The sequence below is a fragment of the Pseudomonas sp. NPDC089406 genome (assembly GCF_044900265.1).
GTDB lineage: Bacteria > Pseudomonadota > Gammaproteobacteria > Pseudomonadales > Pseudomonadaceae > Aquipseudomonas > Aquipseudomonas fakonensis.
Genome location: NZ_JBJDNC010000043.1, coordinates 12,058 through 31,295 on the forward strand (window position 1 = coordinate 12,058; position 19,238 = coordinate 31,295).

At 66.6% G+C, this 19,238-nt stretch carries 21 protein-coding genes; 5 read left to right on the plus strand and 16 right to left on the minus strand.

Annotated elements, in window-relative coordinates:
- The first annotated feature begins 29 nt into the window (after window positions 1–29).
- Entirely contained in the window at window positions 30–1,049 is a 1,020-nt protein-coding gene (locus ACI2KK_RS24010) for an alpha/beta hydrolase (protein WP_404670900.1), read from the plus strand.
- A 205-nt stretch (window positions 1,050–1,254) separates the two neighbouring features.
- Here ACI2KK_RS24010 and ACI2KK_RS24015 read toward each other — a convergent pair whose 3' ends face one another.
- Window positions 1,255–2,136: a LysR substrate-binding domain-containing protein gene (locus ACI2KK_RS24015; RefSeq protein ID WP_217839081.1), complete on the minus strand. Its 882-nt coding sequence runs from the start codon at window positions 2,134–2,136 to the stop codon at window positions 1,255–1,257.
- A 157-nt stretch (window positions 2,137–2,293) separates the two neighbouring features.
- On the opposite strand from ACI2KK_RS24015, the gene ACI2KK_RS24020 reads away from it, so the two are divergent.
- Window positions 2,294–2,941, plus strand: coding sequence for an ankyrin repeat domain-containing protein (locus tag ACI2KK_RS24020; protein WP_404670901.1), 648 nt, complete (start codon window positions 2,294–2,296; stop codon window positions 2,939–2,941).
- A 199-nt stretch (window positions 2,942–3,140) separates the two neighbouring features.
- Here ACI2KK_RS24020 and pobA read toward each other — a convergent pair whose 3' ends face one another.
- Window positions 3,141–4,328, minus strand: coding sequence for a 4-hydroxybenzoate 3-monooxygenase (pobA, locus tag ACI2KK_RS24025; RefSeq protein ID WP_404670902.1), 1,188 nt, complete (start codon window positions 4,326–4,328; stop codon window positions 3,141–3,143).
- 134 nt (window positions 4,329–4,462) lie between these two features.
- Between pobA and ACI2KK_RS24030 the strand changes: the two genes are divergently transcribed.
- Window positions 4,463–5,335: a helix-turn-helix domain-containing protein gene (locus ACI2KK_RS24030; RefSeq protein ID WP_404670903.1), complete on the plus strand. Its 873-nt coding sequence runs from the start codon at window positions 4,463–4,465 to the stop codon at window positions 5,333–5,335.
- Window positions 5,336–5,581: 246 nt separating this feature from the next.
- Here ACI2KK_RS24030 and ACI2KK_RS24035 read toward each other — a convergent pair whose 3' ends face one another.
- The 8 genes from ACI2KK_RS24035 to ACI2KK_RS24070 form a co-directional block, all read right to left on the minus strand.
- Window positions 5,582–5,845: a DUF3077 domain-containing protein gene (locus ACI2KK_RS24035; RefSeq protein ID WP_404670904.1), complete on the minus strand. Its 264-nt coding sequence runs from the start codon at window positions 5,843–5,845 to the stop codon at window positions 5,582–5,584.
- An 89-nt stretch (window positions 5,846–5,934) separates the two neighbouring features.
- Window positions 5,935–6,177, minus strand: a complete 243-nt coding sequence (locus ACI2KK_RS24040; protein ID WP_404670905.1) for a hypothetical protein — start codon at window positions 6,175–6,177, stop codon at window positions 5,935–5,937.
- 515 nt (window positions 6,178–6,692) lie between these two features.
- Window positions 6,693–7,319, minus strand: coding sequence for a glutathione S-transferase family protein (locus ACI2KK_RS24045; protein WP_404670906.1), 627 nt, complete (start codon window positions 7,317–7,319; stop codon window positions 6,693–6,695).
- A gap of 135 nt (window positions 7,320–7,454) precedes the next feature.
- On the minus strand, window positions 7,455–8,456 hold the full coding sequence (locus ACI2KK_RS24050; protein WP_404670907.1) for a 4-hydroxyproline epimerase: 1,002 nt from the start codon (window positions 8,454–8,456) through the stop codon (window positions 7,455–7,457).
- 150 nt (window positions 8,457–8,606) lie between these two features.
- Complete coding sequence (locus tag ACI2KK_RS24055; protein WP_404670908.1) at window positions 8,607–9,431, minus strand: substrate-binding periplasmic protein; 825 nt, start codon at window positions 9,429–9,431, stop codon at window positions 8,607–8,609.
- A gap of 34 nt (window positions 9,432–9,465) precedes the next feature.
- A complete protein-coding gene (locus ACI2KK_RS24060) occupies window positions 9,466–10,122 on the minus strand; it encodes an amino acid ABC transporter permease (protein ID WP_404670909.1) in 657 nt (218 codons plus the stop codon).
- Window positions 10,119–10,751: an amino acid ABC transporter permease gene (locus ACI2KK_RS24065; RefSeq protein ID WP_404670910.1), complete on the minus strand. Its 633-nt coding sequence runs from the start codon at window positions 10,749–10,751 to the stop codon at window positions 10,119–10,121. Before ACI2KK_RS24065 ends, ACI2KK_RS24060 begins: the two co-directional genes overlap by 4 nt.
- A gap of 8 nt (window positions 10,752–10,759) precedes the next feature.
- Entirely contained in the window at window positions 10,760–11,563 is an 804-nt protein-coding gene (locus ACI2KK_RS24070; protein ID WP_369992235.1) for an amino acid ABC transporter ATP-binding protein, read from the minus strand.
- A 300-nt stretch (window positions 11,564–11,863) separates the two neighbouring features.
- On the opposite strand from ACI2KK_RS24070, the gene ACI2KK_RS24075 reads away from it, so the two are divergent.
- A complete protein-coding gene (locus tag ACI2KK_RS24075) occupies window positions 11,864–12,892 on the plus strand; it encodes a GlxA family transcriptional regulator (RefSeq protein WP_369986841.1) in 1,029 nt (342 codons plus the stop codon).
- Window positions 12,893–12,899: 7 nt separating this feature from the next.
- Here ACI2KK_RS24075 and ACI2KK_RS24080 read toward each other — a convergent pair whose 3' ends face one another.
- The 4 genes from ACI2KK_RS24080 to ACI2KK_RS24095 all read right to left on the minus strand — a co-directional run bounded on the left by ACI2KK_RS24080 (window position 12,900) and on the right by ACI2KK_RS24095 (window position 16,601).
- On the minus strand, window positions 12,900–13,337 hold the full coding sequence (locus ACI2KK_RS24080) for a hypothetical protein (RefSeq protein ID WP_404670911.1): 438 nt from the start codon (window positions 13,335–13,337) through the stop codon (window positions 12,900–12,902).
- Window positions 13,338–13,574: 237 nt separating this feature from the next.
- Window positions 13,575–14,423: a DMT family transporter gene (locus ACI2KK_RS24085; RefSeq protein WP_369986843.1), complete on the minus strand. Its 849-nt coding sequence runs from the start codon at window positions 14,421–14,423 to the stop codon at window positions 13,575–13,577.
- 158 nt (window positions 14,424–14,581) lie between these two features.
- Window positions 14,582–15,517, minus strand: a complete 936-nt coding sequence (locus tag ACI2KK_RS24090; RefSeq protein ID WP_404670912.1) for an ornithine cyclodeaminase family protein — start codon at window positions 15,515–15,517, stop codon at window positions 14,582–14,584.
- A 253-nt stretch (window positions 15,518–15,770) separates the two neighbouring features.
- Complete coding sequence (locus ACI2KK_RS24095) at window positions 15,771–16,601, minus strand: SDR family NAD(P)-dependent oxidoreductase (RefSeq protein ID WP_404670913.1); 831 nt, start codon at window positions 16,599–16,601, stop codon at window positions 15,771–15,773.
- A gap of 114 nt (window positions 16,602–16,715) precedes the next feature.
- On the opposite strand from ACI2KK_RS24095, the gene ACI2KK_RS24100 reads away from it, so the two are divergent.
- A complete protein-coding gene (locus ACI2KK_RS24100; protein WP_404670914.1) occupies window positions 16,716–17,597 on the plus strand; it encodes a LysR substrate-binding domain-containing protein in 882 nt (293 codons plus the stop codon).
- Here ACI2KK_RS24100 and ACI2KK_RS24105 read toward each other — a convergent pair.
- The gene (locus ACI2KK_RS24105) at window positions 17,587–18,339 is read right to left on the minus strand and encodes an anti-sigma factor family protein (RefSeq protein ID WP_404670915.1); all 753 of its coding nucleotides are present in this window, start codon (window positions 18,337–18,339) and stop codon (window positions 17,587–17,589) included. The genes ACI2KK_RS24100 and ACI2KK_RS24105 overlap by 11 nt on opposite strands.
- Window positions 18,336–18,854 (minus strand): sigma-70 family RNA polymerase sigma factor, encoded by a 519-nt coding sequence (locus tag ACI2KK_RS24110; protein ID WP_404670916.1) that lies wholly within the window; start codon window positions 18,852–18,854, stop codon window positions 18,336–18,338. The genes ACI2KK_RS24105 and ACI2KK_RS24110 overlap by 4 nt, the downstream gene beginning before the upstream one ends.
- Window positions 18,855–19,238: the final 384 nt, after the last annotated feature.

A 19,238-nucleotide genomic window follows, 5' to 3' on the forward strand; every position in this document is an offset into this window, starting at 1 on the left:
ACCCACACTTAAATTGAAAAGGATTCGCCATGAACATTGTCCGCAAAACCCTCGCCACCAGCCTTCTCGCCCTTTCGGTCAGCAGCGCCTTCGCCGCCGGCAACACCGGTGTGGAACAACACACCCAGGCCTTCCTCGACGCCCTCGCCCAGGGTGGCGGCAAGCCCCTCGAGCAGCTCAGCCCGAAAGACGCCCGTGCGGTGCTGACCGGCGCCCAGGCTTCGGTGAAGGTCGACCTGTCGGGTATCGAGGTGAGCGAGCGCAGCATCCAGGCCGACGGCCAGCCGCTGAAGCTGACCATCGTGCGCCCGGCCAAGGTCAAGGGTGATTTGCCAGTGTTCATGTTCTTCCACGGCGGCGGCTGGGTACTGGGCGACTACCCCACCCACCAGCGCCTGATCCGCGACCTGGTGGTCGGCTCTGGCGCAGTGGCGGTGTATGTCGATTACACCCCGTCCCCCGAAGCCCACTACCCCACCGCCATCAACCAGGCTTACGCCGCCACCCGTTGGGTTGCCGAGCACGGCAAGCAGATCGGCGTGGACAGCAGCCGTCTGGCGGTGGCCGGCAACAGCGTCGGCGGCAACATGGCGGCGGTGGTAGCGCTGAAGGCGAAAGAAGCCGGCACGCCAAAACTGCGCTTCCAGCTGCTGCTGTGGCCGGTGACCGATGCCAGCTTCGAGACTGCTTCGTACAAACAGTTCGCCGAGGGCCACTTCCTGACCACCGGCATGATGAAATGGTTCTGGGACAGCTACACCACCGACGCCGGCCAGCGAGCGCAGATCTACGCCTCGCCGCTGCGCGCCACCCCTGAACAGCTCAAGGGCCTGCCGCCTGCGCTGGTGCAGACCGCCGAGTTCGATGTGCTGCGCGACGAAGGCGAAGCCTATGCCCGCCACCTCAATGCAGCAGGCGTGACGGTGACTGCAGTGCGCTACAACGGCATGATCCACGACTACGGGCTGCTCAACCCGCTGAACCAGGTGCCAGCCGTGCAAGCCGCCATGCGCCAGGCGGCTGGGGAATTGAAGGTGCACCTGCAGTAACCGCGTGATACCGCCACAAGGCCGCTCCTGCCAAGGAGCGGCCTTGTGGCGTGCCCGCTACTTAGGGTTTGTACGAAAAGTCGCCGAGCGGCGATCAGGCAAGGCGAAAACAGGCGAGGAAGCGGAGTTTACGGGTTGTAAATGAGCATTCCGAGCCTGTTTTCAACGCAGCATGATCGTCGCGCAGGCACTTTTCGTACAAAGCCTAAATCGCCTGCTCGCCCAACAGCTCTGTCAGCACATCGGCCAGCGCCTTGACCATCACATCGGCCGTCGGCCGGCAGACAATGACGATCTCGTAGCTGTCCACCTCCGGCAGCCCCTCAGCAGCGCCCAGCACCCGGTGTTCGGCGGTTGCCGCCCGCGGTGGCAGCAGGCTGATGCCCATGCCGTCGGCCACTGCGGCCTGGATGCCGCTCAGGCTCGAGCTGGTGAAGCTGATGCGCCAGCGCCGGCCCATGCCTTCGATGGCGTTGATCATGTCGTCGCGGTACAGGCCGCGCGGGGGGAAGGTCACCAACGGGATCGGGTCCAGCTCGAAGGATGGCATGCGCGCACTGTCGATCCACTGCAAACGCTCGGGCCAGCAGGCCACGCCTTCGCGGCTGTTGCGCCGCTGCTTGAGCAACACCAGGTCGAGCTCGCCGTTGTCGTAGGCCTGGCTGAGGTCGCGGCACAGGCCGCTGGTGACTTCCAGCTTGACCTGCGGGTGGCAGCGGCTGAAGGCCGACAGCGCATTGGTGGTGCGCCCGCCGACGAAGTCCTCGGGCACGCCCAGGCGCACGGTCACCCCGACCATGGCACCGGCCAGGGCTTCGAGCATCTGGTCGTTCAGCGCCAGCATGTGGCGGGCGTAGCCGAGCAGGGTCTGGCCGGCGTCGGTGGGCAGCACGTCGCGGTTGCCGCGCACCAGCAGGCGGTGGCCGACCATCTCTTCGAGGCGGCGCACCTTCTGGCTGATGGTCGACTGGGTGGAATGCAGGCGCGCGGCGGCGGTGGTGAAGCTGCCGCAATCGGCCACCACCACGATGGCGCGCAGCAGGTCGAGGTCGAACAGGGCTCTATTCGATTTAACGCTGATGGACATCTTGAAATTCAACTTCTGAATGGCAGGCCTGACTTCTATCACGGCCCCCTGCCCCGGGCAACCATTCACAAATCGACTCAAAGTCATGCGGATACTTCACTTCCGCTGCCGCTAACGCTTGCCTAGGATGGCCCCTCGCCCCCCAGGAATCGCCACCATGCGCACGATGATCGTCGCCCTCCTGCTGGCCCTGCTCAGCCTGCCCACCCTTGCCAAGGAGCGCCCCATGGACACCCGCCTGCTCGAAGCCGCCCAGCGCGGCGATGCCCAAGCCATTGGTGAACTGCTTGCCCAGGGCGCCCCGGTCGATGCCCGCAACGGCCAGGGCCAAACCGCACTGCTGGTGGCCACCCATGCCAACCAGGTGGCGGCGGCCGAGGCGCTGATCGCGGCCGGGGCCGACGTCAATGCCAAGGACAACATCCAGGACAGCCCCTACCTGTATGCCGGCGCCCGCGGGCTGAACCAGATCCTGCGCCTGACCCTGGCCCACGGCGCCGACCTCAACAGTACCAACCGCTACGGCGGCACCGCGCTGATCCCGGCGGCCGAGCGCGGGCATGTAGAGACCGTGCAGATGCTGATCGATGCCGGGGTGCAGGTGAACCACCTCAACCGCCTGCACTGGACCGCGTTGCTGGAGGCGGTGATTCTCGGTGATGGCGGGCCGCGCCATGTCGAGATCGTACGTCGCCTGCTGGCGGCCGGGGCGGACCGGGCGATTGCCGACAAGGACGGCGTGACCGCGCTGGAGCATGCGCGCCAGCGCGGGTATGGGGAGATGGTCGAGGTGCTGGAGCAATAGCACTCGCTCCCACAGGATTGCGCAGAGCCTGAATCAGGCGCGGTACCTGTAGGAGCGGCCTTGCGTCGCGAAAGGGCTGCAGAGCAGCCCCGGCGATTTTGCATGATGCTCAAATCCTGGGGCCGCTACGCGCCCCTTTCGCGACACAAGGCCGCTCCTACAGGTCCCAGGTATGCCGATGCGGCGCGTGCAGCCCGCCCTACGCCACCTCCTCGAACGGCAACCCCACGTAGTTCTCGGCAATGTTCAACAACCCCGCCTCCGACCCCAGGTAGTACTCGCGGTCCGCGGCCTGCATCTTGCGGTCCCAGTCGTCCTGGTGTTCGCCGAAATCATGCAGCAGCTGGGTCATGAACCAGCTGAAACGCTCGCCCTTCCACACCCGGCGCAAGGCCATGGGCGAATACTGCGCCAGCAGGTCGGTACGCCCTTCGCGGTACACCTTGACCAGGATGCGATACAGGTAGTTGACGTCCGAGGCCGCCAGGTTGAGCCCCTTGGCCCCGGTGGGCGGGACGATGTGCGCGGCATCCCCCACCAAAAACAGCCGGCCATGCTGCATGGGCTCGACCACATGGCTGCGCAGTGGCGCAATGCTTTTTTCCAGCGCCGGGCCCGTAACCAGGCGCTCGGCCACATCCGCCGGCAGGCGCGCCTTCAGCTCGCCCCAGAAGCGCGCATCCGACCAGTCCTCCACGCGCTCCTCCAGCGGCACCTGCAGGTAGTAGCGGCTGCGGGTCTGCGAGCGCTGGCTGCAAAGCACAAAGCCGCGCTCGTGGTGGGCGTAGATCAGTTCGTGGTTCACCGGCGGCGTGTCGGCCAGCAGGCCCAGCCAGCCGAACGGGTAGATGCGTTCGTACTCCTTCAGCACCCCGGCCGGGATGCTCTGCCGGGCCACGCCGTGGAAGCCGTCGCAACCGGCGATGTAGTCGCAGTCCACACGGTGCTGCTGGCCGTCTTTTTCATAGGTGAGGTACGGGCGCTCACCGGCAATGTCGTGGGGCTGCACGTTGCTGGCCGAATAGATGATCGGCGCGCCGTTGTGCTCGCGGGCCTGCATCAGGTCGCGGGTGACTTCGGTCTGGCCGTAGACCATCACCGTCTTGCCGCCAGTCAGGCGCTTGAGGTCCAGGCGCTGGCGGCGCCCGCCCACCAGCAGTTCGACGCCTTCGTGCACCAGGCCTTCGGCGTCCATGCGCGCCGACACCCCGGCCTCGCGCAGCAGGTCGACCGTGCCTTGCTCCAGCACCCCGGCGCGGATGCGCCCCAGCACGTAGTCGGGGGTTTGCCGCTCGACGATCAGCGTGTCGATACCGGCCTTGTGCAGCAGTTGGCCCAGCAGCAGGCCGGATGGGCCTGCGCCGATGATTGCAACCTGAGTCTTCATTGTTGTTGTCTCTTTGTGCTGTTACGGTTCGCTCCTGCATTTTTACGTCCGATCACGGCCGTTAAAGTGTGCTATCCACTGCAAAACCTGCACTTTTACAAAATCGGTTCGATTAACGGACAGGCAGATACCCCATGCACAGCCCCCTCCCCGGCGTCCCGCTGTTCCAGCTGTACGGCGAAAACCACGCCTGGCCCGGCACCGACCTGCTGCACTGCGAAACCATCCCCGCGCGCAGCCGCCTGCACCACTGGGAGATCAAGCCGCACCAGCACGCCGAGCTGTTCCAGTTGCTGTATGTACAGCGCGGCGAGGCGCAGGTGGAGATCGAGGGCGTGCGCAGCGTGATCCGCCAGGCGGCGATCCAGGTGGTGCCGCCGCTGACCGTGCATGGCTTTCGTTTCAGTGCCGATATCCAGGGCCATGTGCTGACCTTTGGCACCGCGCTGGTGGCCGACCTGGAGCAGCGCCTGGGCGCGCCGCTGAGCGTGCTGGCAGCGCCGGGCTGCTATGCGCTGGGGCGCGACCGCCGGCGCCTGCACACGCTGATTGCCAGCCTGCAGCAGGAGTACCAGGGCAGCGCCCCGGGCCGGGCGGCACTGTTACAAGCGCTGGTGACCGCGTTGATGGTGTGGATCGGCCGCCAGCAGCATGGCCTGCCGCCGCGCAACCGCAGCGAGCGCGACCGGCAGTTGCTTGGCCAGTACCTGCGGCTGGTGGAGGCGCACTACCGTGAGCACCTGGCCGTGGAGGTGTTCGCCGCGCGGCTGGGGGTGACCAGCCTGCAGCTGAACCAGCTGTGCCGCGAGCTGGCCGGGCAGACGGCGTTGCAGGTGATTCACCAGCGGCTGTTGCTGGAGGCCCGGCGCAGCCTTGTGTACACGCGCATGAGCATCGGGCAGTTGTCTGACAGCCTGGGGTTCAGCGACCCGACGTATTTTGCGCGGTTTTTCAAACGGCTCAGCGGGCAGACGCCGAATGGCTACCGGCGGGTGCAGGCAGGCTGAACAATGGCTGCGCCCCCTGTAGGAGCGGGGGGGGGGGGGGGGGGGGGGGGGGGGGGGGGGGGGCGGGGGGGGGGGGGGGCGGGCGCGGGCGGGGGGCGGGGGGGGGGGGGGGGGGGGGGGGGCCCGGGCCCCCCCCCCCGCCCCCCCCCCCCCCCCCCCCCCCCCCCCCCCCCCCGCCGCGCGGGCGCCCCCCCCCCCCCCCCCCCCCCCCCCCCCCCCCCCGCTCCTACAGGGGACCGCGTGGCCTTAGTGTTTCAGGCCCAATTCGGCATCGTCCATCAGGGCCTTGGCCAAGGCGCTGAGGTAGTGCGCTGCCCAGACCATCTTCGGGTCTTCATCCATCACCCCTACCAAGGTCAGGTGGCTGACATAGCCCATCAGCTCCGAGGCCTGTTCACGGACGTGGTTGCAGGGGATGCCGGGTTCGATGCGAAACAGCGGCTGGGGGTTGCTTTCACCCTGACTGAAGCGGGTCTTGCCGGGGGTGGTGTGGGGGGTGTCCGTGGTCATTTGCCTGTCTCCCTGGGTTTCATCCAAGGGCCCTATCACCTGTAGGAGCCGGCTTGCCGGCGATAGGGCCAAACCTGCCTACACAGCCATCAATGCAACGTCTGCGGCGCTTCGGATACCTGCTGCACCTGCGCCAGCAGCGTCTCCAACAAGGTACGCACGCTTTCCAGCTCGTGTATCGCCGCCAACAGCAGGAACGAGCCCGGTGAGCGGGTGCTGAGCAACAGGGATTGATGGGTGACGGCCAGGGCACAGTTCACGTGCTCGGTGGTTTGTACCAGGGTGTCTTCGAACAGGTGGGGATGGGGTGGATCGGGGACAATCTTCAGCATGCTCGTACTCCAACAATGGTGGGGATTGAGCTGTCAGCGGAACTGCTGTCAAACAGTCGGGGATGGGACCGCGTGAGGGCTTGCAGGTGCCCGCCACAAACCTTGCAGCGCCTATCAGATCGAGCGCCGCCCGCGCGGCGCATCGCGACACAAGGCCGCTCCTACATTTGTTTCGGGCCAGTCTATCCTGTGCCATTGCCTGGTCCGCCTTGTTTGTACAACGCGGTTTCAGCGTGTGCGTTGCCGCCGCTGCACATGACTCAAGACATGCGCCAAGGCAGGCGCCGATACTTTCACAGGAATAATTGGCCCGAAACAGATGTAGGAGCGGCCTTGTGTCGCGATGCGCCGCGCGGGCGGCGCTCGATCTCATAGGCGCTGCAAACCTGTCGGCAAGCACCTGTAAGCCATGATGCAGAGATTGTGGCGAACACCTGTAAGCCCTGACACACAGGTCATGGCGAACACCTGCAAGCCCTCACCCAATCACACCCAATCAAAGCCCCCAACCCGCCTCACCCCGCCACCCGCGGCATCAGCTCATAAGGATGCCTCCACCCCGGCACCGCCATGATCCGCGCCTTCCAAGCCTCGATATGCTTGAACTCAGCCAGATCGATCCCGGTATCCTCCGGCATGAACACATACCCCGCCAACGACAGGTCAGCAATGGTCAGCCGCCCGCCCACCATGAACGGTGTCTTGGCCAGGTGCGCATCGACAATGCGGTAAGCCGCCGTCGCCCGCTCGCGCAAAAACTGAACGACCGGGGTCTCGCCAGAATTCTTCAGGCAGAAAATAAACCGCAACGCCGCGTAGTAAGCGGTGAACTTGTGGTTGTCGAACAGCATCCAGCGCCAGATCTCGCGCCTTTCGGCCTCATCCTGCGGGCCAAACTGCCCGGTGCGTTCAGCCAGGTACTCAAGAATCAGCGCCGACTGGGTCAGGCGCTGCTCGCCGTGCTCCAGCACCGGCACTTCGCCTTGCTCGTTGACCTCGTCGCGCCATTGCTGATCACGGGTCTGGCCGTTGAAAAAGTCGACGAACACCGCCTGCCACGGCTGGCCGGTAAGTTCGAGCATCAGTGCGGCTTTGTAGGCGTTGCCGGATTCGGCGAAGCAGTGGAGCTTGTAGTCGGGCATGGATCTTCAGCTTCCTTTGAAGGATCGTTGGGGGACACAAAGCATCGCGGGGCAAGCCCGCTCCCACAGGTAGCATGGGAGCGGGCTTGCCCCGCGATGACTCTAGCGCCTGTCGCCAGGCGTGCTCAACTCACATCAAGCAATCTGGAACCCATGGGCCAACGGGTCGCGGTCATCGACCACGATGGTGTTGTACCCGATCACCCGCGCCCACCCCGCCACACTCGGCCGCACCGCATCGAACTCACCCACCCGGGCCACCTCCTCGGCCCGGCAGTTGAAGGTGGTGCCGGTGATGCTCTCGTGCACAAAGGTCTCGCCCACCTTGAGCCGCCCGCGCGCCACCAGCTGCGCCACTCGCGCCGACGAACCAGTGCCGCAAGGCGAGCGGTCGATGGCCTTGTCACCGTAGAACACCGCGTTGCGTGCCGAGGCGCCGGGGGCCTTGGGCTTGTCGCACCACATCACGTGCTTGACCCCGCGAATGCGTTCGTCCTCCGGGTGCACCGGGTGCAGCACCTTCTGCGCCGCCTCGCGCACCAGGTGGCTCATGCGCACCAGGTCGTCGGCCTTCAGGCCATCGAGCCCGGCGTAGTTCTGCTGCGGCTCGACGATGATGTAGTAGTTGCCGCCGTAGCTCAGGTCCACGGTCAGGGTACCGATCTGCGGCACCTCAAGCTGGATGTCACGGGCATGCAGGTAGCTGTTGACGTTGAACAGGCGTACCTCCTCGACGAAGGCGCCGTTGCGCTTGTACTCGATATCCACTCGGCCGGCCGGGGTTTCCAGGGCCAGGCGGCCCTCTTCGCGGGGCACTACAAGGCCCTCTTCGATGGCCACGGTCACCGTACCGACGGTGCCAGCGCCGCACATCGGCAGGCAGCCGCTGACCTCGATGAACAGCACGCCGACGTCACAATCGTCGCGGGTGGAGGGGTACAGGATCGAGCCGGACATGGCGTCATGGCCACGGGGCTCGAACATCAGGGCCTTGCGCACCCAGTCGTGTTTTTCGAGAAACAGCATGCGCTTTTCGGCCATGGGTACGTTGGGCAACAGCGGGCCGCCGCCGGCGACGACACGTACCGGGTTGGCGCAGGCGTGGGAATCGATGCAGAAGAAAACGTTGCGGGCCATGTTCGGTTATTCCTTGCAGGTTCGGGGTAGGTAGAGGTTGCAGACAACACGCGTCCCCTGTGGGAGCGGGCTTGCCCGCGAAGCAAGCGACTCGGTGTATGGCACCGGCTGCGCCGGTGTTCGCGGCTAAAGCCGCTCCTACAAGATCAACTACTGGATCAACCGCGGCTCGCCGGTCTGCGCGCCGCTGGCCGCCAGGCCGTTGGCTTCGAGAATTTGCGCGATGCGGCCTTCGGCGTGCAGCTGCTTGATCTCTTTATCCAGCGCAGCCCCCAGGTCGGGCTTGTCGATGTGGTACAGGAAGGCGATCTGCGCCGGCTCCACCGACAGCGGCACCCGTGGATCGGGCTTGGCCACTTCGATCTTGATGCCGTCGTAGGCGCCCTTGCCCTGTGCGTACTTGCCGGTGCTGTAGCTGTCCACCGCCACGTCCAGACGCCCGGCGGCCAGGTCCTGGGCCAGGGCGACCGGGTTGGGGTACAGCACCACCGGTTTGTCCAGGCTGGCCTGCACCTGGCCTGCATACAGGAAGCCCGACACCGCCCCGACCCGCTTGCCGTTGAGCTGGCCGATCTCGCTGTAGCCATCGCGGGAATAAAACGCCATCTGGTCGATATACAGCGGCGTTGTCATGCCCAGCACCTTGGCCCGGGCAGCGGTGCGGAACCAGTCGCCAATGCCTAAGTCGACTTTTTTGCTGAGCACGTTCTGGATCACCGCCGAGGGGTCGACGATCACCGGCACCAGGGTCAGGCAGTTGCGCTTGGCGATTTCGCGCACCACGTCGGTGTCCACACCGCCGATGTCGTTGGGGCCGGCCACGGTGGTGAACGGCGGGTAGTTGTACACCGCCACGGTGAGGGCGCCGGGCTTGATGGTCTTGAACTGCTCACTCGGGGTGCAGCTGTCGGCGGCGAAGGCCTGGCCGGCCAACAGGCAGGCAGCAGCTAGCGATGCGAGGCTGAAAATGCGCATGTCGTGTCACTCCGGTTTGTTGTGTGTTGTCAGGTCAGAGGTGGCGGCCAAGGCGCCGTTCGAGGTGGCCGACCACCACGGTGGCGGGCAGGCAGATCACCGCAAACAGCAGCGCCACGAGGATGAAGATCGGCATGTACTGGAAGGTGTTCGAGCCGATCAGCTGGGCCTTGCTCATCAGCTCCGGCAGCGCCACCACAAAGGCCAGCGACGAGGCCTGGAGCATGAGGATGGCAAAGCCGAGCAAGGCCGGGATCGAGATCGGCAAGCCTTGCGGCAGGATGATCAAGCGCAGGGTGTCGAGGCGGTTCAGGCGCAGCGCCTGGGCCGCTTCACGCTGGCCCTGGGGCACCGCCTCCATGCCGGCACGCAGGATCTCGCTGGTGTAGGCCGCCGTGCACCAGGTAAAAGCGATGGCCACCGACACGAACGAGGTGAAGGTGAACCCTGCCGTGGGCATGCCGAAGTAGACGAACTGCAGCAGCACCAGCACCGAGGCGCCACGGCCCACTTCAATCAGTGCCAGCAGCGGCGCGCGCAGGGCCAGCTTGCGGCTGCGCAGGCCCAGGGCCAGCAGCAACCCGAGTGGCACGCCCAGTAGCAGCGAGACAGCGGTCACCTGCAGCGACTGGCTGAAGCCGTCGAGCAGTTGCGGCAGGATCTGCCGCCAGAACTCCAGGGTCTGGTTCATCGGGCTACCCTCAGGCGCATGCGTTGGTCGGCCCAGCGGCTGGCCCAGGCCACCGGGATGCTCAGGGCGATGTACAGCACGCCGGCAAAGGCGAAGGTGGCCAGGCCCTGGAAGCTCACCTGGGACACATGGGTGGCCTGGAAGGCGATTTCCGGCACGCCGATGGTCGAAGCGATGGCGGTGTCCTTCAAAAGGCCGATGGCGTAGCTGGCAATCGACGGCAACGACACCCGCAGCAACTGCGGCGCGATCACATCCAGCAGCCGGTAGCGCGCCGGCATGCTCAGCGCCCGGGCCGCCTCCCATTGGCCCTTGTGCACCGCCGCCAGGGCGCCGCGGAAGATCTCCGCCATATTGGCCGCGGTGATCAAGCCAAGCCCGAGGACCGCCGCCTGGAACGGGCTGACCTCCATCAGGCCGGTGCCGATGCCGAAGAAGATCAGGAACAGCCAGACAATCGGCGGCACCGCGCGCAGCACCAGAATCAGCGCCGCCGCCAGGGTGTCGAGCAGGCGGTTGCCGGACACCCGCATGGCGCACAGCAGCGCCCCCAGCAGCACACCGAGCGCCAGCGCCGCGACGGTGACCGCCACCGTCCACTGGATGCCGCCCAGAATGGTGACGAGCATTTCCCGGCTCATCGGTTCATCACCGCGCTGAGAAAGCGCTGCGCCCGTTCGGTCTGGGGCTTGCGCATCACCTGGGCGCTCTTGCCCTCTTCGATGACCCGGCCGTCGGCCATGATCAGCACCCGGTCCGACACGCTTTCGGCAAAGTGCATCTCGTGGGTGACGACGATCATGGTCATGCCCTGCCCGGCCAGCTCCTGCATCACGTTGAGCACTTCCAGGCCCAGCTCGGGGTCGAGCGCCGAGGTGGGTTCGTCGAACAGCATCAGGCTCGGCTCAAGCGCCAGTGCCCGGGCGATGGCGATACGCTGTTGCTGGCCGCCGGAGCAGCGCGAGGGGTATTGGTCGGCCTTGTTCAGCAAACCGACCCGGTCGAGCAACTGGCGCGAGACTTCATCGGCCTCCTTGCGGCTGCGCCCCAGCACCCGCTCCTGGGCCAGGCTGACGTTGCGCAGCACCGACAGGTGCGGGAACAGGTTGAACGACTGGAACACCATGCCCACCGGCTGGCGCAGGGCAAGCACCTGGCGGTCAGTGATCGGCTGGCTGGCATCGATAGTGGTGTCGGCGACCCGCAAAATGCCCCGGGTGGGTGGGTCGAGCAGGTTGACGCAGCGCAGCAAGGTGCTCTTGCCCGAGCCGCTGGGGCCGATGATGGCGATGACTTCGCCCTTGGCCACGCTGAGGTTGATGTCGTTGAGGACGGTGGTGTCGCCGTAGTCCTTGCCCAGGCCCTGGATATCCACCAGGGCGTGCTGGCGCAGCTGGTCGGGGTGGGCGGTATTGGTCACACTTTTCAAGACGGTTTGCATCATGAGTTACACCCTTTGTTCTTTTGAAAGGCAGGTGTTCGAGATGGCAAAGCTGTTGTTCTTGTTGGGCTTGAAATGCGGTGTTGCCTGTACTGGCGCTATCGCCGGCAAGCCGGCTCCTACAGGGGCCGGCTTGCCGGCGATTGGGCCTCCACAGGCCCGCGCAGTGATTTCAATGTAGTGACATTGCAGGGCCCACGATTGTAGGATCCAGACAACTCGCGGTACGTAATCACGCAATGTCTCGTTCAGGCCACAACAGGGCCGCCAGCGACCATTTACCGAGGCCCACGCCCGATCATGCGCGCCGACTACGCCTTTCTCGCCCCGCTCAAACCCCCGCCCGAAGCCGTCACGCCGATACGTTTCGGCATCGTCGCCACCCCGGATTTCACCCTGCTGTCGCTCGGCTGCTTCGTCGACTGCCTGCGCCTGGCCGCCGATGAGCGCGACTTCAGCCGGCCGATCTACTGCGCCTGGGCGCTGCTGTCCCACGACGATGCGCCGATCATCTCCAGCTGCGGCTTCCCGGTGCTGCCCACCGCGCGCTACGGCGACCCCGCCGACTACGACTACATCGTGGTGCACGGCGGCCTGCTGCAAGGCACCCGGCCCTTCCCCCCTGAGCTGTACGACTACGTGCGCCGGGCCGTGGCTGCCGACGTGCCGGTGATCGGCCTGTGCACCGGCACCTTCGTGCTGGCCGAACTGGGCCTGCTGGACGGGCGCCATTGCGCGGTGCAGTTTTCCATGGCGGCGGCGATGAACCAGGTGCACCCGAAGGTGATCACCGTCAACGATGTGCCGGTGGTCAGCGACGGCCCATTCATCACTTGCCCCGGTGGCCTGGCGGCGATCAACCTGGCCATGCACCTGGTGGCCGAACACTGCGGCCAGTCACGGGCCGACAAGACCCTGCACTACGTGCTTTCGGAGCGTGGCTTCGACGACATGCAGGCGCGCCGGCAAAGCCCGGAAAGCGGCCTGCGCTGCCTGGATGCGCGGGTGGTGAACGCGGTGGGGCTGATGCGCCAGCGCATGCTCGAAACCTGCACCATCGCCGAGCTGGCTGCGGCGGTGGGCACCAGCGAGCGCGAGCTGAGCCGGCTGTTCAAGAAGCACCTGCGCGCCACCCCGGCCGGCTACTGGCGGCAGATGCGCCTGAAGGCGGCGCACTGGATGGTGCTCAACAGCAGCCGCTCGATCACCCAGATTGCCTATGAGTGCGGCTTTACCGACAGCTCGCACATGATCCACTGGTTCAAGCGCGAGTACGACGTCACCCCGGCGCGGCTGCGCGAGGTGCATGTGCAGATTGGCTTGTTGTGAAACACGCCTACCAGCGCCGCCCCTGCTCGCCCTGACGGTCGGTCTGGCGCTCGCCGCCCAGGCCCTGGCGGCTGCGCGAACGGCTGCCGTCGCTGTAACGGGTATCCTCGCCGCCGTACAGGTTCGAGCGGCTGCTGGACGATGCGCCATTGCTGTAGCGGGTGTCCTGGCCACCGTACAGGTTGGCACGGCTGCTGGACGAGCTGCCGTCGTTGTAGCGCGTATCCTGCCCGCCATTGAGGTTGGCGCGGCTGCTGGAACGGCGGCCGTCGCTGTAGGTGGTGTCGAAACCACCATGAATGTTCGAACGGCTGGACGAGCGGGTGCCGTCGCTGTAGCGGCAGTCTTCGCCGCCGTAGATGTTTTGCCGGCAGCTGTCGGCCAGCAGCGGGGCCGAGGGCAAGCTGAACAACAGGGCACCCAGCAGAGCGGTTAGGCGTTTCATGGCATGGCCTTGTGCAATCACATGGTGCCACTTTAGCGCCTCTGACTAGTGAAAAACACCATACCTGTAGGAGCGGCCTTGTGTCGCGAATGGGCTGCAACGCAGCCCCGGCAATTTTGCATGATGCCAATACCGTGGGGCCGCGCTGCGGCCCTTTCGCGACACAAGGCCGCTCCTACAGGGTATGCGCGTGCGTTTGCCAAAGCCGTTGGCAGTGCGCCCGTTCGCGCTGGGCATTCACCGCCTGAACGCGAACATCCCGCCCAGCACCACCAGCAGCGCCCCCGCCACCAGCGACAGCTCCAGCCGCTCGCCAAAGCCCACCACGCCGATCACCGAAGCGAACACCAGCAACGCGTAGTTGAACGGCTGCAAGGCCACCGCCTCGGCATGCTTGAGCGCCTGCAACAGCAGCAGCTGGGCGATGACCCCGGTGGTCGACAGCACCAGCATCAGCCCCAGCTCCCAGGGCTCGGGGGTGACCCACTGGGGCAGGCCGATGACGGTGGCAGCAACGGCGCCCCACAGGCCCATGTACAGCATGTTGGTGCCGAAGCTGTCGGCACTGCTGATCTTGCGGGTGAGTACGTTGAAGCAGGCGAACATGCCAGCGGCCAGCAGCGGGATCAGCGACGCCACGCTGAACACCCCCAGGCCAGGCTTGAGGATCACCAGGGTGCCGGCAAAGCCGATCAGCCCGGCCAGTACCTGCTTGAGGCTCAACGCCTCGCGCAGGGTGATGGCCGCCAGGGCCATGGTCAGCAGCGGGAACACCGCGTAGATGGCATGGGTTTCGGCCAGCCCCAGGTAGCGCAGGGCCAGGCCGAACACCACGATTTCGAAGATGCCCAGCAGCGAGCGGCCCAACTGCAGCCAAGGGTGGGCGCTATTGAACGCCGGGCGGATGCCGCCATTGAAGTGCACGAACACCAGGGCGAAAACCAGGAAGAACCAGTAGCGCACCATCACCAGCTGGGCGACGGGCAAGTGCTGGACGAGGATCTTGGTGATGCCGTCCTGGCTGGCGAACACCAGCATGGACAGCAGGCACAGGACGATGCCCAGGCGCGGGTTGGTGGTGCTCATGCAGGGAGGCTCCGGGGTTATTGTTGTTATGGCGTAGCATGTTCGGTGTATTGGGGCTGCGTTGCAGCCCTTCGCGGGTAAACCCGCTCCTACAGGTACTGCACTGCTCCTGTGGGAGCGGGTTTACCCGCGAAGGGCCGCAACGCGGCCCCGCTTACTCAGGCCTGCGACTCAATCCGCTGCAACGCACACAAACACACCGCCAGGTCCTGATGCGCCCCGCCGGCATTCTTGTACAAAGTAATGTCGCCCGCCGCCCGCAGCACGCCGCCTGCCTGGCAGAGCTCGAACAGATCGGCCTCGATACTGTCCTCGCCGATCACGCCCTCTTGCAACGGCACCGCCAAGTCGCCGGCATTCAGCGCGCCCACCCGGTCATCGGTGAACAGCCGCGCCTTGCCCACCAGCTCGCTGTCCACCTCGCGCATGTCCGGGCGAAAGCCGCCGACCACATCCACATGGGTGCCAGGGCGAACGAACGCACCCTTGATCAACGGCGCCGCAGCAGCGGTAGCCGAGGCGATGATGTCGGCACGGGCCACCGCCGCATCCAGGTCACTCACCAGCGCAGCTTCGATACCCCGCGCCTGCAATTGCCCGGCCAGGGGTTCGAGCTTGGCCAGGGTGCGGTTCCACAGCAGCACCTGGTGCAGCCCCGGGCGAATGTGCAGGTAGGCCTCGACCAGCGCCCGCGCCACCGGCCCGGCCCCCAGCACCAACAACACCTCGCTGTCGGGGCGGCTTAAGTAACGGCCGGCCAGGGCTGAGTCGCCGGCGGTTTTCCAGGCGGTCACCGCCGGGCCGTCGCAGATGGCGCTGATGGCCTTGCTGTGTTCGTCGATCACCACAAAAGCCGCGTGCTCGGCCGGCAGTGGCGGCTGCGCAGCCAGGTTGGCCGGGTACATGGAGGCGATCTTCACCCCGGCGCCAGCGCCGGGCAGGATCACCCCGCGGCTGAACAGGCCGTAGGTGCTGTCGCCGATGAAGTAGTCATCGATGCTCGGCCGTGGCCCGAGGTGTACCTGGTGCATGGCATCGAGCACGCCCTGCCAGTCCAGTACGGCGTTGATCTGTTCGGCGGGTACGAGCTTCATCGGGGGCGGGTCCTTCGGGCGGATGGCTGGAGCGGTACATGTACCAATGCCGAAGGGCCAGGGGATATAACAGGCGGGACAGTTTGTGGTGCGAAGCCTGAAACTGTCGCGCCCCCTCCTGTAGGAGCGGCCTCGTGTCGCGAAAGGGCTGCTAAGCAGCCCCAGGATTTCAGCGTTGCCGCATAAATCGTCGGGGCTGCTGCGCAGCCCTTTCCGACCGGTCCGGCGCCCCGGCAAGGCCGCTCCTACACCACTACAAAGGCACCAACGCCGCCAGTTCCTGCGCCGAGCGGGCCTTCATCCCGCGCAGGTTGCGCGGGTACTCCACATCCTCGCCCTCCTCGAACCGCGTGGCCACGAACTGCCCGTTGCTCGCCCGCAGCACATGGCCGCTGGCCTGGCAGGCGTCGCTGGCCAGGTAGACGAAGCCCGGCGCCACCCACTCGGGCTTGAGGTCGTCCGGCTCGCCCTGCTCGCCCCACATGCGCGTGCGCGCCACCGGCGACAAGGCGTTGACCAGAATGCCATGGGGCGCGCCCTCGGCGGCCAGGGCGTTCATCAGGCCCAGTTGCGCCATTTTGCCCGCCGCATAGGCGGCCAGGCCCGGGCGCGCGTGGCAGCGGTACATCGCCCGGTCCGAGGTACCCAGCACGATGCGCGGCGCCGGCGAGCGCTTGAGGTGCGGCCAGGCGTACTTGCACAGCCACATCGGCGCATGCACGTTGATGGCCAGGGCGCGATCGATGAACGCGGTGCTGGTTTGCTCGACCATCTGGTAGTCCACCCAGCCGGCGTTGTGCACCAGCACATCCAGGCCGCCGAAGCTGGCCACGCAGGCCTCCACCAGCTCGCGGCACTGCTGCTCGTCGGTAATGTCGAGGCACTGCCCCTCTACCCAGTGGCCCTGGGCGCGCAGCTGCGCGGCGGCCGCCTCCACCACCTGCGGGTCGCGGCCACGGCCGTGGCTGTCGGCCCCCAGGTCGCAGAGCATCAGCCGTGCGCCGGTCGCGGCCAGCGCCTGCGCGGCGGCCAGGCCCAGGCCGCGGGCGGCTCCGGTAATCAATACAGTCTTGGTGTGGGTCATCTTGGCGCTCCTTGTCCAGCCCCGAGCCTATCCAGCACGCCGGGTAAAGTTGAATACTATCGGCCGTGCTTGGCGATATCCGCCTGATATCGCCGCCGGACAAGGACGCCTGCCGTGATCGAGACCCGCCTGCTGCGCCAGTTCGTGGCCGTGGCCGAAGAGCTGCACTTTCACCGCGCCGCCGAGCGCCTGCACATGGCCCAGCCGCCGCTGAGCCAGGCCATCGCCCGGCTGGAACAGCGCCTGGGCTTTGCCCTGTTCGTGCGCCACTCCCGCGGCGTGCGCCTGACCCCGGCCGGCAACCACCTGCTGGGCACTGCCCGCACCACCTTGCAACACCTGGAGCTGGGCGTGCAGCAAGCGCGGCGTATCGCCCAGGGCCAGGCCGGCGAGCTGCGCATCGGCAGCCTGGCCCTGGCCGGCCACCCGGCGTTGCTCGAGGGTTTGAAGCGTTTTCGCAAGCGTTGGCCGGCGGTGCAGTTGAGCCTGCAACAGGCAAGCTCGGCACAACTGGCGCGCCTGCTGCTGGATGAGCAACTGGAGCTGGCGGTGTTGCGCGACGTGCCGGAGCTGGACGAGCGCCTGCACCGCCACCTGTGGCGCGAAGAAGCGCTGCTGCTGGCCCTGCCAAGCGATCACCCGCAGGCCGCCCAGGCCAGCGTGGCCCTGGCCGACTGCGCCGAGCAACCCTTCGTGTTCACCCCACGGGCGTTGGGCGGCCGCTATCACCAGCACCTGCTCGACCTGTGCCGCGCTGCAGGCTTTGAGCCGCGCATCGTGCAGGAGGCGGCGCAGTTGCAAACCGTGGTGGGCCTGGTGGCCTGTGGCTTTGGCGTGGCCCTGGTGCCGGCCTCGGCAGCCCAGGCCAATGCGCAACCGGGCGTGTGCTTTCGCCCGTTGCACGATGTGCAGGCGCCGCTGCCGCTGTACCTGGCCTGGCGTGCCGGCGACGGCTGCCTGGCCCGCCAGCAGTTGCTCGAGCTGCTTACAGGCTGAGGTGCAGCGCCTGGCGTACCGGTTCGCCGCGCACATCATCGCTGGCGCTGACCAGGGCGAAGTTGTAGTCGCCATGGGACCAGTAGCGCGCCTCCAGCTGGCCGTCGGTGCGCTGGCCGGTGGGCATGCGCTCGAAACGCTCGCCGGGCGAGCGCAGGAACAGGCTGATGCGCTGCCCCTTGGCGTCCTCGAATACCAGCAAGGCCGCCGGCCCCGCCTCGTTGCTGAGCAGCCGCGCGCCCACCGGTTGCAGGCCGTAACCGGTCAGGTCGGGCAGGCGGCCGACGCGGTTGAAGTGCCGGCCCAGCCAGGCCTGCAGGCGGGCCGGGTCGCTGGCCTGGATATCCAGCGCCGTGGTGTCGGCGAACAAGCGGTGCGCCTGCAGCGCATCGGCCATGGGCTGCTCGATGGCGGCCAGGGTCGCCTCGCGCGCCTGCCAGCCACCCAGGCCACCGACACCTACGGCCAGTAGCAGCACCGCGGCCGTGGCCAGCTGGCGTTGCCCGCGCTGGCGCAGGCGTCGGCGCAGCGGGGCCAGGTCCAGGGCGGGGTCACTGGGTTGCTCGGCAAAACCGGCCAGGGCGGTGCGCAGGCGCCGGGCATCGTTGCGCCAGGCTTCCAGGCGCAGCGCCTCATGCGGGTTGGCGGCCAGCCAGGCCTCGATCTCGGCCCGGCGTGCCGGCTCCAGGCGCTCGTCGACGAAGGCGTGCAGCTCGTGTTCGGTGGGGATCAGGCGTGTCATTTGAGTCTCCGCAGGGTGGCGGGCGCGGGGTTGCCGTCGGTCAGTTCACGCAGGGCGGCGCGGGCACGCGACAGGCGCGACATCACGGTGCCGATAGGGATGCCCAGAGCTTGCGCGGCCTCCTTGTAGCTCAGGCCTTCGACGCTGACCAGCAACAGCAGTGCGCGCTGTTCGTCCGACAGTTTGGCGAATGCCTGCAGGTCGGCCTGGGCCAGGACGATGCTTTCGGTATCGCCGCCCAGCGGCTCCTCGGCCTGGCTGCGGCCGAACCAGTTCAGCCAGCGCGCGTGCAGGCGCTCGCGGCGTTTGCCGTCCAGGTACAGCCGGTAAAGGATGGTGAACAGCCAGGCGCGCAGGCTTTCCTGGGTGCGCTGCTGGCTCCAGCGGCTCAGCGCGCGCTCGGCGGTGGCCTGCACCAGGTCGTCGGCGCTGGCGGCGTCGCGGCACAGCCACAAGGCGAAACGGCGCAGCCGCTGCAGCAGCTCGCGCCAGTGTTGGTCGTCCAGATCATGCATGTTCGGGCCCCGGTGGGCGGTCAGTGTAAACAGCAGACGGTGCTGAGGGGATTTTATTCCATTGCGCCGAGCGCATATCTCAATGAGCCTGCGCGCCCCTGTAGGAGCTGGCTTGCCAGCGATAGGGCAGCAAGCCCCGGCATACATTTTTGCTAGCAGGCCTGGCCCTATCGCCGGCAAGCCGGCTCTCATAGAACAACACATAACTCACTGATTTAGCAGGGACCTGTGGGAGCGGGCTTACCCGCGAACACCGGCGAAGCCGGTGCCAAGCTCCGCGTCGCTTGCTTCGCGGGTGAACCCGCTCCCACAGGGTACGCGGCGCGCTTGCGAATTCTGTTCTCTGCGCGACAGCGCAGCTCCAAGGGCTGAGTGATCTCCTAC

Excerpts from the sequence above, each read along its gene's own strand:
- ACI2KK_RS24080 (WP_404670911.1), bottom strand. The coding sequence starts at position 13,337 with ATGAAACGCCTAACCGCTCTGCTGGGTGCCCTGTTGTTCAGCTTGCCC.
- ACI2KK_RS24075 (WP_369986841.1), top strand. The coding sequence starts at position 11,864 with ATGCGCGCCGACTACGCCTTTCTCGCCCCGCTCAAACCCCCGCCCGAA.
- ACI2KK_RS24105 (WP_404670915.1), bottom strand. The coding sequence starts at position 18,339 with ATGACACGCCTGATCCCCACCGAACACGAGCTGCACGCCTTCGTCGAC.
- ACI2KK_RS24085 (WP_369986843.1), bottom strand. The coding sequence starts at position 14,423 with ATGAGCACCACCAACCCGCGCCTGGGCATCGTCCTGTGCCTGCTGTCC.
- ACI2KK_RS24015 (WP_217839081.1), bottom strand. The coding sequence starts at position 2,136 with ATGTCCATCAGCGTTAAATCGAATAGAGCCCTGTTCGACCTCGACCTG.
- ACI2KK_RS24090 (WP_404670912.1), bottom strand. The coding sequence starts at position 15,517 with ATGAAGCTCGTACCCGCCGAACAGATCAACGCCGTACTGGACTGGCAG.
- ACI2KK_RS24055 (WP_404670908.1), bottom strand. The coding sequence starts at position 9,431 with ATGCGCATTTTCAGCCTCGCATCGCTAGCTGCTGCCTGCCTGTTGGCC.
- ACI2KK_RS24070 (WP_369992235.1), bottom strand. The coding sequence starts at position 11,563 with ATGCAAACCGTCTTGAAAAGTGTGACCAATACCGCCCACCCCGACCAG.
- ACI2KK_RS24035 (WP_404670904.1), bottom strand. The coding sequence starts at position 5,845 with ATGACCACGGACACCCCCCACACCACCCCCGGCAAGACCCGCTTCAGT.
- ACI2KK_RS24040 (WP_404670905.1), bottom strand. The coding sequence starts at position 6,177 with ATGCTGAAGATTGTCCCCGATCCACCCCATCCCCACCTGTTCGAAGAC.
- ACI2KK_RS24045 (WP_404670906.1), bottom strand. The coding sequence starts at position 7,319 with ATGCCCGACTACAAGCTCCACTGCTTCGCCGAATCCGGCAACGCCTAC.
- pobA (WP_404670902.1), bottom strand. The coding sequence starts at position 4,328 with ATGAAGACTCAGGTTGCAATCATCGGCGCAGGCCCATCCGGCCTGCTG.
- ACI2KK_RS24050 (WP_404670907.1), bottom strand. The coding sequence starts at position 8,456 with ATGGCCCGCAACGTTTTCTTCTGCATCGATTCCCACGCCTGCGCCAAC.
- ACI2KK_RS24030 (WP_404670903.1), top strand. The coding sequence starts at position 4,463 with ATGCACAGCCCCCTCCCCGGCGTCCCGCTGTTCCAGCTGTACGGCGAA.
- ACI2KK_RS24010 (WP_404670900.1), top strand. The coding sequence starts at position 30 with ATGAACATTGTCCGCAAAACCCTCGCCACCAGCCTTCTCGCCCTTTCG.
- ACI2KK_RS24060 (WP_404670909.1), bottom strand. The coding sequence starts at position 10,122 with ATGAACCAGACCCTGGAGTTCTGGCGGCAGATCCTGCCGCAACTGCTC.
- ACI2KK_RS24065 (WP_404670910.1), bottom strand. The coding sequence starts at position 10,751 with ATGCTCGTCACCATTCTGGGCGGCATCCAGTGGACGGTGGCGGTCACC.
- ACI2KK_RS24020 (WP_404670901.1), top strand. The coding sequence starts at position 2,294 with ATGCGCACGATGATCGTCGCCCTCCTGCTGGCCCTGCTCAGCCTGCCC.
- ACI2KK_RS24095 (WP_404670913.1), bottom strand. The coding sequence starts at position 16,601 with ATGACCCACACCAAGACTGTATTGATTACCGGAGCCGCCCGCGGCCTG.
- ACI2KK_RS24110 (WP_404670916.1), bottom strand. The coding sequence starts at position 18,854 with ATGCATGATCTGGACGACCAACACTGGCGCGAGCTGCTGCAGCGGCTG.